The organism is Armatimonadota bacterium (assembly GCA_016125185.1).
Classification (GTDB): domain Bacteria; phylum Armatimonadota; class Fimbriimonadia; order Fimbriimonadales; family Fimbriimonadaceae; genus Fimbriimonas.
Map to the genome: position 1 here is coordinate 96,116 of WGMG01000002.1, position 15,394 is coordinate 111,509.

3 protein-coding genes are annotated in these 15,394 nt (G+C 58.0%); all 3 read right to left on the reverse strand.

The genetic code is table 11. The annotated features are described in order from the left end of the window. Positions 1-124: 124 nt before the first annotated feature. From GC165_03720 to GC165_03730, 3 genes are read right to left on the reverse strand one after another with little or no spacing between them, the layout of a single operon-like run. A complete protein-coding gene (locus GC165_03720) occupies positions 125-7,141 on the reverse strand; it encodes a PQQ-binding-like beta-propeller repeat protein (protein MBI1331968.1) in 7,017 nt (2,338 codons plus the stop codon). Beyond that, positions 7,141-12,051, reverse strand: coding sequence for a hypothetical protein (locus GC165_03725; GenBank protein ID MBI1331969.1), 4,911 nt, complete (start codon positions 12,049-12,051; stop codon positions 7,141-7,143). Before GC165_03725 ends, GC165_03720 begins: the two co-directional genes overlap by 1 nt. Then, on the reverse strand, positions 12,052-15,390 hold the full coding sequence (locus GC165_03730; GenBank protein MBI1331970.1) for a hypothetical protein: 3,339 nt from the start codon (positions 15,388-15,390) through the stop codon (positions 12,052-12,054). It abuts the gene before it with no gap. Positions 15,391-15,394: the final 4 nt, after the last annotated feature.

Here is a 15,394-nt window from a genome sequence, read left to right on the forward strand (position 1 = left end):
TGACTTCTGTCAACTTGAAAATGAAACAATTCGTAGCAACTTTACTGCCGCGAAAATTGTACACCACCGCAACAAGAAAGCCCTAGCGAAATGCTAGGGCTTTCGGGCTTTTTTCAGTCTGAGACTAGTTCGGTGGCAAGACTGGGACGATCTTGCGGGCCATCGTTTGCATGAAGATGGACGGAGCGCCGTTTCGAGTGCTCGACCAAAGCATCCAAATCATGCCTCGTCGGTTGGTGGTTGTACCCACCGGATCGAGGAACAAGAACAGATTGCTTTCGTTCAGAGGAGCGTCCATGGTGATGAAGTTCTCCGCCGATTCTCCAATGAACGTAACCGGTCGCGAAATGTCCACAGCCGCCGCCGAGCCACCGCCACCCAACTGGATACGCAGTACCTTATCCTCGTCGTAGCGAGTGAAGTAGATGCGCCCTGCGGCTGGATCGATCTGGTAGGAGCCAGTGTTACCGGTTACCGTCACGCTTTCGGCGAGACTGCCGTCTGCGTTGACCAAGATCGAGCGTCCGACCCGGATTCCAAGGCGGAGAGTCGACATGGCCGGTCGCGAGACTTGGGCCGACGCCGCAGCGGAGGTTGCGCTTCGCACAGCCGAGACCACCAGCCGATCCGCGAAGGTATTCGCGCTCGTTGCCGGCTCGTCATTACCAGATGGCGTCTTCCAGAAGGCATAGCTGGCCGCCGTGTTGGAGCTTTCCAGTCGTCGGTCGAACAGCGCCGAGGTGCTGTTGTAGCCCGCAACACTCGTATCCGAGAGTCGGAGGAACGTTGGCGTGTAGGTCACTTGGAGCTGAGCCGACTTCGGTAGGGTCGCACCGGTGAGCTTGACGGTTCCCAGCATCGGGTCCACAACAACTCTTCCACCAAAGATCGTGGTCGCAGCCTGGATTCCAGTCTGACGATCTTCAACCGGCGTCGACGTGATGATCGAGGAGCCGTTGACGGTGATGTCGAAGTCGCCGCTCCAAGCCGCGCCACGGACGCGGTAAGCGCCATAGCGAGCATCGTAGACTCCAGTCTCGACCAGCGCGCCGTTCGTTGCCGTCGTACCGAAGGTTCGGTAGTTCAGGTTCGGATCGAGGCGAGCCATGAAGACTTCGTCGACGTTGCTGTTTCGCAGGCGACCCGTGAAGGTCAGGTCGTATTCGGTCGTCGCCGTTCCATTCAGGACTGCATTGCGGAGAACGACCGACGGGCTGGATACCGTCTCGAAGCCTGTTCCGAACTGCAGCATCTGCGGGACGGTGAATCCAGTGCTCTCGTTGAACGACGTCGCATAGATCGACCACACACCGTTGCTGAACGCTGGGTAGAAGATCGTGACGTTGTTGCCGTTCTGCACCATCGTCGGTCGCCCCTTCAGCGAGAACGGATCGGCATCGAGGACATAGGTTTGTCCTGGAGGACCGCTTGTGTTGATGCGAGTGACGATGATGCGCGAATCGTCAACGACACCCGAGTCGGTCTGTCGCTTGGCCTTACCGGTGTACACCACGTAGGTTCGAGCTTGCGAGAGTCCCGCAAGGTCCTTATCACCGTTCGTGGAGAAGACCGGGTTACCATAGCTGACGTCGCTGGTCAGCGTTCCGCCGATGTTTGTCTGAGAAGCGACACCGCTCGTCAGCGTATTGCCGAAGATGGTCGTGTCAGCCACTGTTGGCAACATCGCAAGAGCCTGCATCCAACGTCGGTTAGCCGGATCGTCGGGAACGAACTTGTTGAGGTCCCGAATCTGCGAGTCTTGGCCACGCGAGTCGTTTGCACCCAACTGACCGCCAGCCACCAGCCCAACAAAGATGTGGGTATTGCGGCTATTCGGCGTCGTGTTTCCGGCGGCCGGATAGAACGAAGGTCGGTTCGAGGCGAACGCCACCATCAGGCTACCGCTTGTCAGGCGGAGACCGGACGGCTGCATATCGGCCCACTGCGATGTGTGCGCGGCATCGACGGCGTTTCCGTTATCGACAATCGCGTCGGTGTAGTCGCTCGTACCACCTGTCATCTGCGTCTCCTTCACGGTGAAGGACAGAATGAAGGTCGGGTCGCTGAACGACTCGTAGGGGACCACCGTACCCGAGGCCGTGTATCCAAGCGAAAGACTTTCGTCGTTCGCACCGATCGCAGGTCCGGTACCTTGCGTATCTTCGACCAGTCGCATCAGCTGCGAGTACTTGCCAATCGGCGTACCCAGCGGAGGCGTGACGGAGACAATGGTCGGTGAGTTCGCATTGTTCGGAACGAGCGGGAAGCCCGAGCCCGGCAGGTTCGAGTTGATTCTCGAAGACGGGTTGACAAAGATCTGCTTTCCGCTTGAATCACCAACACGAGGCTTTGCGGCGAAGATCGTGTTCACACCGCCACCGAGGACCGGCGAGAACCGACCATCGATATTGGATTGGACGTCCGCCGCAGAATCGAGCCAGATGTCGTCGTTGTTGCCGCCCGACTTGACTTCCCACGGCCAGTAGAGGCCGCCGGTCACGTCGTACGTCCCCTTGGCGAGTCGGACATTCCACAGGTTCACGTTGCCATCGTTATAGGCAGAGAACGGCTTGAACATGTTCGAGTACTCGGCCTGGTAGGGGCTGAAGAACGTCGTTGGCGAGAGCGTGCGATACGGGAAGGTTGGCGAGTAGGTTAGCCGAGTATCGTATCCAGCACCCGCAGACAGCGAGCCTAGATCGACATTTGGCGTGCCGATCGTGATCTTCTCGTCAGGCGAGACAGCCGCGCCGAGGTTAAAGGTTCGATAGGCTTCTCTCGAGGAACCGCCAAACGAACCACTCTGGTCGCTGTCCACGTAGACCGTGAACCGACCTGCGTAGCCCGCCTGCCAGAACGTACCATTCTGATTCGGGATCGAGATGTTGCCTGCGTTCGCCGGTTGATACTTCGGCACGTCGACTTCGAATTCGAAGGTCGTCGGCACGATCACACGGGTAGACGCGTTGGATTCATCCACAAATCCAATACCGGATGCGGTGAGAGGACCCTTCAGGGAAACCGGGTTGAAGACCGGGTTCTCCACGTTGCCGTTTGGCTCTTTACGAACCTGAACGTCTTCGCGAGCGATGTCCGGATAGTCAAGCGAGTTGTTCGGGAAGTTGACCGGCAAGTCCTCGAAGTTACCGAGGAGAGCGCCGAGTCCTGGCACTAACGCGAACGGCTTGTAGATCGAGGCCGTGCCGCCCTGCCATCGGAGGTCCTTACGATCGACCTTCACCAAGTCGATGCCTCGGCCCTCGCCACGAAGGAGGGTCACCAAGCTACGGTCGAACACATAAACGTTCGTCTTCTTGGCCGAGCCGTGTGCGGTGGTACCGACCGACTTGCCGAAGAGCAGTCCGTTGACCAAGCCGACACCGGTAACCGTCAGGTTCGGCGAACCATTGGCCAGAGCATCCTCTCGCGTTGGATCATTGGTGTAGCCAAGCTGCTCGGTCGAGGTGCCCGATGTCGTAAAGGTGTTCTCCACCGAAATGCCAATCGGATTAGCGACTTGGTAGTCGAGGTTCGTCAGCGCCGGATTCAGCGTGATCGACTGCTGGGTGTTGTTATTATTCACCGCACTCGTTCGAAGCTGAACGCGGATCGAACCAGGGCCCGGAGTCTGCGCCGTTCCGCCACCCGCTGTCAGCGGGATTTGGAAAATGGCGTATCCACCGTCTGAGTCGGCGGAAGTCTTGTCGGAGAACAGCCGCGCTTCGGCAGCGATCGGTCGGCTGGCTCGACCCTCGGTCGTAACCGTGGCCTCGACCACCGGCGGAGCAACATCGTTACCCGACGTATCCTGCGTCTTGTATGGGAAGTTGTAGGCGATCAGGTAGATCGTCTCACCCCATTCGAACGCAGCTCCGTGCGTACTCTTATACGGTGCCTTCAGTCGGCCGTACGGCTTCGTGTAAGGCAGGGCCGTATCAATCACGTTTGCATACGGCTCGGTTCCGGTAATGGCACCCGAAAGATTCTGACGCAACGCAACGAATCCAGCTCGGCTGAGGAACGCGACTTCGCAGTTGCGATACTCATCGTATGCCGGGTCGTTGTCGGCGGCAGTTTCGTTACCTGGTCCAGGGCCGGTCAGCGTCGAACCTGCGTTGGCAAGGTCAGACCAAGCCAAGAGGTAACCGTTGGTAGTCGCGCCAAAGAGCCACTTGTTCGAAACCGTCATCGTCGCCTGGATGGAGGCATCCATTTCGTAGCCCCACGCCAGGCGGTTTCCGAATCGCGTCTCTTCACCCAGTCGGGCAAAGAGGGCAGCAAAGCGTCCGCTGTCGGTTGGGACCATGATGACCGGGAATTCGGCCGGGGCACCCGTGGTGTCGTAGGTAATGATCCTCGTGTAAACGATCGAACCTAGGCCACCCGACTGGAGTTCGTTGGTTCGCCAAAGCACATCACCCGTACCCGCGTTGATGGCGTAAACGTTTCCGTTCTCGTTCATCGCGAAGACGGTGTCCGGCATAACCTGAGCTGCCGCCGTGGGATTGGTGTTCAACTCAGCCGCCGAAACGTAACAGGCACCGCTGAACCAGTCAAGCTGGGTTGGCGGAGTACCAATTGCGTCGTTGATCGAATTATTCGTCGTCGCCCACAGGGTCGCTCCGGTATCGGCGTTGAGCGCCATGAACCGGGACGGATTGCCGTCCACATAATGCGTACCGAAGAAGAGCCGGTGGTTCACCTGGTCGAGGACCGGTGCACCCGAGATCGCCGGAAGCGTATCGGACGTCTGTGGCGGGTACTGCCATACGACGCTCGTCTTCAGTTCTTTGCCATTTGAATAGTTGAAGTCACCCGTTGCATCCAGACAGTAGATTCGTCCCTGTTCGGTTGCTACGTAGATGACGTTCTGTCCACCGGTTGTTGTGCCTGAGACGACCGATGCGATCGATCCGAGCAGCGTCGGTTGCGGACTGGCCGCTGGGAATGTCTCGGGATAGGTCCACGAGCGGAAGGTTGTTCCGGGCGTGTGGTTCGTAGCCGAAAAGTCGCCACGTCCCTCCATCGCGATGCTGTAGATACGGCCATTCTTGCTTCCGATGATGAGGAAGTCACGGTCAATTGGTCCACCGGGCGTCGTCACCGTAAGGCGTTGGACGACGGCAGTGCTGAGGTCGAAGTCCGTTGGCATCGTCGCTTCGAGCGTGTCGGATTCGCCATCAAACTTCTGATACACGCCGCCCGCGTTCGGGTCAGTCGGATCCTGGCCCGGCTGAAGGTTCGGATCATTGGCTGCGTCCGTGGAGCTGGGGTATGTCCAGTAACAGGTCGTCGTTCCATCGGCATTGCCGGTTGCGTCCAGGCAGTGGAGGTAACCGCGCTCATCGGCGACGATGACCACCTTCGTCAAAACCGGATCGACGCCAGGAGTCTGTCGGACATAGGCCTCGGCTTCGACGGGCGTCGAAGTGATCTGCGTACCGACGGCTCCCACAAAGCGGAATTGGTCGACGTAGATGCTCTTACCCGCGTCCGTAGCGTTGGCACTATGGTTCGTCATCATGACGGTCAGCGGATTCGCGACCGAGTGTACATAACGACGATTACCAAGGCGGACCCAGCCACCCTTGCTCATGTCGAGTGTGAACTGCCCCGCCGAGACGCCGCCCTCAAAGATTTCATATTGAGCGGACTGAGCGTAGTTGACGCCCGCCACATCGCCGCCGACGTACATGTAAACATCGTAAGAACCTTCGGCGAGATCGGTCTGCGGATCGACCGTCACGTTCTGCGATACAGCTACCGTATCGACGGTTCCCTTCAAATACTCGCCGCCACGCGCATTCGCGTTATCGGCCGCTGAGGTGAATCCTGGGGAAGCGATGAACCGCACGTTGGTGTCTTCAAACGACGTTGTGTTGGTTCCTTCCTCAAGTGGGCTGTAGCGCCATCGCTCGGTGCCGGTGTTGTAGTCATAGCTACGAACAACTCCGTTACCAATGCTCAGCGGTTTGGCTGTCCAGTCTGTGGAAGTCACCGACGGAATGCTGTTGGGGTCGATCTGGACTTCGTTTCGCGCACCGATGACTCGAATGTCCGTCGTGCCAAAGCCAGCGGAAGTTGGAGTCGCGACATAGCTATCCGTCTCGGCCGAGAACAGGGCTGCATCCGCTAATACGGAGAACCGATTGTCGGGGTGAGTCGCATCCACCGTCTCCGTCAACTGATCGAGGCTGTTTCGGACGATGGTGTTGTAAAGCTTGATCGTGATTGGATACGGATTTCCAAGTCCGTCCAGACCAGCGTATTGGAAGAGCTGGTTGGTCGGGTGTCCACCATTACCGAGGCGTACCCAACCAAAGCCAGACGCTTCGGTGTCAACTACGTCGACATACTTCTGGCCGATGCCGTACGTGACTTCATAGGACATGTATCGCGGACGAGGACGAGAAACGCCGCCGGGCGATACCAGGCCGGCAGGAATCCACACGTAAAGGGCATATCCCTTCGGCGTGGCGTCGTTGGTGACGACATAGTTGCCAGCGACAAGAGTTGAAATCCTCGGAGAGAAAACCCAGGAGAACGTGCTGAGGTTAGCGGGCACAATCGCCTGTCGAGGGTCGCCACCGACCCCGCCGAGCGAAGACGTGGTTGCCGCCCAAAGATGGGCTGGCCATCGAAGGTTGGGGTTTCGACCCTGGAAAGGCGCGGCATTCGCCGCATTTGCGTTGCGGCGGATGACCGGAACATAGGTGGCTTGTGCGGCTTCATCCGTCGTCGGCGCGAACCAGGTACCCGTGGAGGCAACGGCACCGTTCGGCAGCGGATCGTATGGACCAACATCGTTGCCGAACTCATCCAAGTTGATGGTTGCACCGGCATCGGTGTTGTCGATGATCGTCTTCATCGGGTTGATTTCGTTCAGGCGAAGCGATTCAACCGGCGTATTCGAGACGAACGGAAGGTACCAGCGCAAAGAAGACGCCGTCAGTCCGTTAGCCGTCGTCAAACGTCCAGGATCGGAGTTAATGACATCACCATTGACACCGGTTCTGCCATTGTTGCTCTTCAAATTCGGGTGGTCGGTGGTCGACTGACCCAGGGCCAGCGTCGCGACTCCGAGTGCGATTGCGCTTACAATTAATTTCATCCTATGCATGCTTTGCCTCAAGCTGCTCATTAGCGTCGATCTGCGAAGACGGGCAGTCTCAAACCTCGGGTTCCTTCGATGGGACCGTAGCGAAGCTTGATGCTGCGGGTGTTGAATCCAAGGTTCACGATGTTGGTCGAGAAGCCTTGGCTGACGTAGGCGGCGCCCTGAAGGCCGCTCACCGGGTCCAGTCGTCCGTCGAGTTGAAGTACTTCACCGGTGTAGTTGTTGCCGTAGTACAGGGTCTTGCCAGAGTATCCGTTCACTACGACGACATTGTCCGTGTCGAGCCGTCGCGCGTACGTGGCGAAGAATCGGAGCGGATTATCGCTAGTCGGTACTCCGCCGGTTCGTCGCATCGATTGGAAGGCCCAGTTGGGCAACATCCACCGAGTCGTGAGAACGGTTGGGTTCGTGGGGTCCGTGACAACCTCATAGACGCCGGTTCCGTCCGTAATCATGATCGTCATCTGCGGTGTGCCTCCGAGAGTCGCGGCCGGAACCAGCGAAGCCGTCACCGACTGCAGATTGTTCATGACGTGGACGCGCGGAGCGATGTCGGCCGTCGTGCTCGTCGACCAGTTGCCGGTGTTGAAGTCCCAGACTCGACTGTGATCCACTGCCGGAGTAGCGAACTGGCTAAAGACTCGGTAGCCACCCGGAAGAGTGTCATCGAACATCACCACGCCGCCGTTTCCAGTGTTCGAGGTGCGCTGATCGTCAGGATTCGTGTCGCCGATCACCGAGCTTCCGGTGTTCGGTTCACCCGAGTCGATGCGCGACGGAGCTTTTCCGCCCACGCCAGCGACCACGACGAAGTGACCGGTACCCACTTGGATTCTCGACAGCGAGTTATAGGCGAATCCTTTGCCAGAAATTGCCGTCGGGGAGTGCCAGAGCAACACGCCCGCCGCAAGCGGCTTGACGATATCGCCCGTTGCCGGATCTTCTTGATAACGATCGACGATTTCGATCAATCGGTCGTTACCTTGGTCGGCGATCAGGTAATGCACCCAATACTCTGGCCAAGTTACAGCAAACGGGTTGTTGGCAGCGGAAACTTCAGATACGAATGTTGCCGCATCTCTCGGATTTGCGAGCTTCAGCGATTCGCCGCTTGCGTAACCGCTCGGAACGAAGTTTGCATCCAGTTGGAACTCTGAGATATTTCGGCTTACGCTGCCGTTCGGGTTCATCCTGAGGACACGATTCTGATTGCTGTCCACCACCAAGAGGTCGTTGCTGTCGCCAACTGTGTACACACGGGTCGGGCGGTCGAACTTCGTCAGATCGGCCCCTCCAGTGTCGCCAGCGGTGAGCCCGGTCAGCGTTTGGAGCGAACTGTCATAGATGACGTTGCCACTTGGGTCGAACGCCGCAATTCGTCCTTCATCCGCCACCCACATATCGGAGCGTCGGAAGCAGAATACGTTCTGATCGTTCCAGGCCAAAACTGCGCCATCGCCGCCAACCACGCCGTAGCTAGCGTCGTGAGCGCCGGTGCTGGACCGAAGAGTGCATTGGTTGACACGAATCTTGAAGTCGTCAAACGAAGTGCGTCCGTTCTCAGCCGAATTCTTGGGGACTTGCGGCCAAACATACAACTGGTTCGGATACATGTTTGTAAAGTCGTTCTCCGTGGTAGTCCAGCCCGATGCTGCGCGCAGGTAGTCCAGAGAGATGACCTGTCGCATGTACGGACGGCTGTCATCGGCAACGATCTGAGCAGGCACGAAGTTGGACGGATTCGCATCGTACGGGAAGTGCGTCTGGCTGGTCTTCTGCGCCACGCTCGGATCAAAGTCTGTTCGGAGAGCCGTTACGTAGCCATCCGGTCCAGGAACCGATCCGGTAAATTCCAAAGCCTGAGGCAGAATCGAGGAACCACTGACAAACACCGTGTTACCACTTGCGTAGGCACTGCTGCGCACGGTCATGCCGTGGAGGATGACGTACCATTTCAGCGGGTTCCATCGGTCGCCAAGTTGGGCGGGGTCAATGATCGTATCTGGTCGACCCGATTCACGAAGAATGATGGGCTGACTCGTATTGATACTATCGATGATCTGGCCACGCTGAGCCGTCATCATGTTATCGATTCGAATGGTGGAGCCGACATCACCTGCTTCCTGCTCAATACGGAAGGATGCGGGCGGCAGAACGCTGAACGTGTTCGGCAACGTCGGGTCGGATGAACGAGCAAAATCGGGTTGGACGATCGCCGCGTTCGAGCTCACACTTCGACCAATCTTGATCTCGCGAGAACTGGTGTCGTCCTTGAAACACAGAAGGGCCGACGCAGGAACTGTCAGACCGGCCGGAGTGAACTTGCTGCCGCTGACCGTGACGAAGACGTTGCCATCGCGAACAACCGGAGCACCCTGGAAGCTAGCCTTAATGAAGTTGCCACCGAGATACTGGCTCAGGCTCAAGGCGCCAAAAGTCAGGTATTGAACCGGATCGTTATCGGGCAGGACGGGCGGAACCGTTTGCGTACCACCGCTATAGCTAAACGTATGCTGCGGGTAGAGATCCCAGCGGTACACCATTCGGAAGATGCCGCGTCCTTCTTCGCGAAGCGCAAAGAAGGAACCAAGATAATCGTTGGTACCAGAGCTTCCCGGAGAAAGATTCTGCGTGCTACACGTTGCGTAAATCGTGCCGTTCGGCGAAAGCGCGACGCCGTCAACGATATGCCGTTGCGCGGTCGCGGGAGTCGGGAACTGCAGTCGTCCTCGTTCCACCGAACCGATCGTGGTCGGGAATGCAGCACCCCAGTCGATCGTGTAATCGACTCGGACCGGATTCTCGGGATCGAGATCGGCAGGCGGCCAGGTTGCGGCCGGTGCCAAGGTTAGCGAAAGCGTTCCTTGACTCTGCGATATCGCGCCGGAGAAGACGGCCGCCATTTGCGCAGCGGTGTAGACTGTTCCGTCCGTTCGGACGAGCGAAACATGAACTGAAAGCGGATCGCCGGTGTTACCGATGTAAACCGGAAGACCGCCTTGATCTGAGGCACGGGTCGTGATCGTCACCACTCCGCCAGCTTCGCTGACCAGACGAGGATGCTCGCCCTTGGCCCCAAGCCACACACTCATGATTCCTGCATTCGCCAGATTCGGCGACGCTTGCGGCGTGAGCGGGAGGTACATGACCTTATCCAGACCACCGGAGTTATCCAAAATCGGAATGTAACCAACCGTCGGCGAACTAGAGATTCGCTGAATCGCGTTGCCGGTGCCGCCAAAGACGAACGGGTTCGAGCTTGCCGAGGTCGATCGCACGAGTTGAAGCGTGCGCAGGTCGACCTGCCAAACGCGACCGATGTAGGTTCCCGCCGTCGAAACGGTATCCACCACATAGGCGATACCTTCGTGAACAGTCGGCGCCTTCGGCACTTCGCCTGGAGCCAGACCAGCCGTACCGCCCAGACCTGGAGTCAAGGCTGCAACCGGCGTAAGAGCTTCGGTTGCCGGACAGCGGCGTGTCACCGGATCAAAGATCGGATAAACCAACAGTCGTCCGTCACCGGTTGTTACAAGAAGCTGGTCGGTCGGCACGCCAGTCGCAGGGTTCGGGATCTCGGCGCACACCGCGCTCGAAATTCCACTTGCAACCGGAGAGGTCGCAAAAATTAGGTCATCCTCATTTCCGAGGTTCGCATCTTGGAATCCATCGTCAGGATTGCCGTCTCGATCCACATCGGACCGCGGGTTGACGTCGTGACAAAAGACTCGGTCGTCGGCTACCGAGAAGGACATTCCCTTATAGATAACCGGCGGTCGATAGTCCTCGACTGGGGCCGTGTAGGTCGCAGACGAAGAGGGGGTTGCGTAGGGAGCGGCCCACGACTGAAGGAGCGGAGCGCCCTCATCGATGAAGCTACTATAGTTGCGGCGCGATCCAGCACCAGCCTGACGCGATTGATTCGCAAGCGAAATAGCGTTGACGGCGAACTTGGCGGCGGCTGTGGCGTACTGGCCAGCCACTGACTTCCCTGCCGTTTGTCCACCTGGGTCGGCGGCGAAGTATTCGCGGTTCAAATTGGATCCCACTCGATTGAGCGCTTCGCTAACACCGCGAGTAGTCACCACGACATAGCCGTCGCCGATGTTGGCGACAGAAGTAGTGGGCGGTACATTCTGCCCGGCTCTTGTGACAGGTTGAAGTCGACTGTAGGAACTCGTATTGCCGACAATGTCCAACATAAGCGGTGCGACTGCGCCGGCTCCTTCACTTGCCGGATCGCTTGGCGCCATGCTTATGTTATTGATTGGCTGGTTCAGGAAAAGCGGCCCCACCGTGAGCATGCCGACCTCGGATGACGCAAGACGGAACGGATATCGCACCAATCGGCTGTTAAAGTCTGCCTGAACAATCAGTCTGTCTTGGGGCGGATCGTAAACCTGGAAGGAAATGGGCCCGCCCTGAGTTTGGTCGAGCCAACCATAGGTGTAGTCGATCCACAGCACACCGCCCTTGTCCACGAATCGTCGCAGTTTCTCACGATCCGAAGGGCTGACGGCCAAATTCGGAGTCGTGACCTGCAAAAGAGCAACATCCAGCTTGGCAAAGTCGTCGTCCGTCATGTTTGCGACGTTTACCCACCAATAGCGTACGGTTCGCTTGTTGACGGCGCTTCCTGCTGCCGGAGTGTTGTTATATCGCGCCGCGAAAAATGCCGTTTCGCTTGCATCCAACCAGCCCGGAGCCAGCGGATTGTAGATATTCCAGCCGGCCGGCTTAACCGACGTGTTGGAATCCAAATTGAACCAGACGAATGGGCCCGTTAAGCTTTGCCCCACTCCAGTCGGCTGATGGTCGCCGTTCAAATGCAGATACGCGGCCCGAATGTCAACATTCCGGCTCGCGTATGCCTGCTGTGCGTAGGCGGAAACCGCCGCGACCGCTAGGCTGACGACTGTAAGTAGTCTCTTCATTTACTTAGATTCTCCAAAGTAGGCCAGAGTCGGGCTGACCGGGAGCCGCGGCATTGGCGGCAACTGGTAAGTGACTCCGTTCACAGTGCTCGTGCGAATCATCGCATTCGGATTCGCCGGATTGGCCGCCGTCACCGTGGAATCGAAACCAAACACGCCACCTACTCGACCAGTTGCGAGGGTCGGATCGTAGGAGATCGTCAGGTTCGAGGTGTAGGGTCGGGCCGCAGGGTTCGCCTTGGTCCAAGCCGATACGTGGCTGTAAGGAATGTAGTGCGGATTGCCCGTAGAACCGTCGAAGGTGCCCGCCTGCTTGGTGGGAATCCATCCCCACTTCTTCAGCCATTCGTTTTGAACTGAGATTGGTGGCGGCAGGTTCTCGGCGATGGAACCCACGATGTCGATTCGAACATCGATCGGTTCGCCGTAGAACGGTGCATTCGGCATATTGCCGTAGTTCTCAAGTCGATCTTTCGCAGCCTGGTTTCTTGCATCGACCAGCGATGCGCCACCGGACATCAATTTGGCGACCTCATTCTCGAAAGTGTCTCGGCGATCGTTCGGGTCCATGTTGTACCAGTCGCCCGGAATCACGAAGAACGAACCTTCCTCTGCAAAGATTGAGGCCTCGATCTTAACATCGAGCGGAACGGCTGCGGCTCGGGCCAACAGGTAGTTGCCGCTCGCCTGCGTACCGAACTGGGTCAGGCCAAGCGAAACGCTGTTCGAACCTTGAATCAACATTTCGTAGTTGTTCGTGTTAAACGTGTTCAAGAACCGGTTGTTGACGATGCTCGCGGTTGCCGCCGTCGGGTCAACGAGCGGAAATGCGACCGACTCAAACTTCGGCGACTGTTGGAAGACCTCGGTGCCCAATCCGTAAATATCTCCGAAAGCAGGAGGCGGTGCTGGGTTGTTGATGGCCGCCCAAATCAGCTTGGCCGAGTTGGTGACCGAATTGAGGACTTCAAACTGATACTGATCGTTGCCCCCGAACAATTGGCTGCCACGGTTCACCTTGATGTTGAAGAAGGAGTTCGAGGGTCCCGGGTTGGAATACTCCAGCGCCTGGGTCAGCAGGAGGTTCGTGCTCTCCGTCACACCCGTACCATTTGCATCAGCCGGATTGGCCGGATTGAATTCCTTGTAGGAAAGCGGAGCCGGGAGCCAGTTCTGGTAAGGCAGCGTGTTATTGGAGTTAGCCGGATCGCGGTCGCTCAGCGGGAAGTCAACCTGAAGATTGGTTTCACCATCGGGCGAACTGAGATGATCCGGACTGTAGCCGTTGATGCCAATGCCACCCTGTTCGACCTGAGCATTTGTCTCAGACGACGGGCCAACGAACATGGTCGGGTTCAGCGTAACGTAATCCTTCGCCATCAGCATCAGGGCCGATCGGCTCGGACGGGTCAAGCGGTTGTTCGTGATGACAGCCGGATAAGCGGCGGTGACATCGTTCGCCTGAACACCCTTCAGGATGCTGCCCTCGATGTAAACCGTCTTGTTCGATACGACGGTCATCTGAACGTCGGTGGGAATCACACCACGAACGCGGACGTTCCCTTCGAAGTACACAACACCGTTGAATACCGGCCCGAGACTGAAGTCGCTCGGCGTCAGCGCATCATTGATCGAGGCCGACATGCCCTGCGTGAGGGTGTTGATAATGTGGATTCGACCATCGTTGCCATAACCCACTCGGTATCGCATCGAGGTCAAACCACTATCCGTACCGTCCGCCCGCTTCCAGGTTCGCTCTTCTGGCTCCTGGTCGGGGTGGGCGTTGCGTTGAATAACGAAGCCGTCTTTGGTGAGGAGCAGGAACGCGCCGACCGGAATATAGAACGGTCCGTGCCATCCGGTTCGGAAGTTCGAGCTCGACGAAGCGTCGCCGAACGAGCTGAGCCAGTCCTGGACGAGAGAGGAAGTCCCACCGGCGATGCGGCGGCCTTGTTCGTCGTCAGGAACCTGGTAGTCGCTGGAGTTATCGACGTACGGGCCTTCGCCGTGGCCAAAGAGACCGGTGTTGCCCGACGGACCGAGAATGCCCGAATCCTTTGTCAGCTTCAGGTAGCGATTGGTGTTGGCGCTTTCGGCCACATCCGCGCTTGAGAGCATCGAAGCCGGCGTCAGGTAGCCAACGCCTCGAACATCGTTCGAGCCGTCTGCATCCGACAAACCGTCGCGGAACACGCCGCCAAACGTCGAAAAGGCCGGATTGTAGCTGTCGAGGACCATGTTAGCCGACGTCACCTGCCAGGAGTTCGTCGTTCGATCCCACCACGACTTATTGACCGTGAGGGTTCCACCCGAAGCCGACTGAATCGCGCCCGAAGCCTCGATTCCGTCGCCCATCGTCTGGTTCAGGTCAGCGATCATCGGACCATAAACTCGAAGGTCGCCATTCACGCGCATCGAACCACCACTCGGCAGTCCCATGATTGCCGCGCCCGCGCCCGTCGGAGAAAGGTTATAGGCATCCTGCGTATCGCCAACCTGGCGAGGGGCATCAACCGGTGTACCATCGGCACCCGGAGTCTCTCGATACATCGCGCCACTGTCCGTAGCAAAGCCCATCTCGATTGGGTGAGTGCTCTTATACTTGTTGGTTTCGAACCGGGCGTAGTCGATCAGGCCGATTTGAGCGAGGGCCAGGAGCTTACGACTAGATGTTTCCTTGCCGTCGTAGTCCTTCATCTTGGCGTAGGCTGCGTCAAACCCCGCTTGGTCGGCAAAGTTCTGGAATTGAACTGTCGCATTGGCTGCCACGGTCGTCGGGTCCTTGGCGTTCACCTCGCCTTGTCGACCGATTGATTCGATCTTCAAGTAATTTCGAGCCAAACCGGGATCATAAAATGTCCCAACACCGGTGCTAGAGAAGATGCTTTGGTCGCCCGGAGCGTAGGTCACGCGCACCAATGCTCGACCACCTTTGTAGTCGATTCGGAAGAATGGGCCAAGGCCGTCCGGGCCTCCGTTATCGATTCGAGTGGTTCCCGGGAAGTTCAGAGGAACACCGCCAGCCGTCGCGGGAGGACGCAGGTAGTAAGCGTCTGGGTCGCGAGTGGTGTCTGGAACGAGCTGAGTCAGCGGCGTCGCCTGCCCACGCCAGTCGGCACCGAGGTCCGAATTGACGAGTTGGGACTGAGCATATCGGACTCCCGACTCGGCGAAGTCGCTGTTTACACCACGAGCTTTCGCATTCGAGGCGCCGCGAATCGTTCGGCTCAAGATCGACGCGAAGGCCGCGCCAAGAATCAAGAGGACGAACAGAACCAAGAGCGCGATGATCAGCGTCTGACCATGCTGCATTCGTGGACGGTAGTTTCTTCTCTTCATCGGG

What these genes read in the sequence shown, in the direction of transcription:
- GC165_03720 (MBI1331968.1), bottom strand. Translation starts at nt 7,141, where the DNA reads ATGAGCAGCTTGAGGCAAAGCATGCATAGGATGAAATTAATTGTAAGC.
- GC165_03725 (MBI1331969.1), bottom strand. Translation starts at nt 12,051, where the DNA reads ATGAAGAGACTACTTACAGTCGTCAGCCTAGCGGTCGCGGCGGTTTCC.
- GC165_03730 (MBI1331970.1), bottom strand. Translation starts at nt 15,390, where the DNA reads ATGAAGAGAAGAAACTACCGTCCACGAATGCAGCATGGTCAGACGCTG.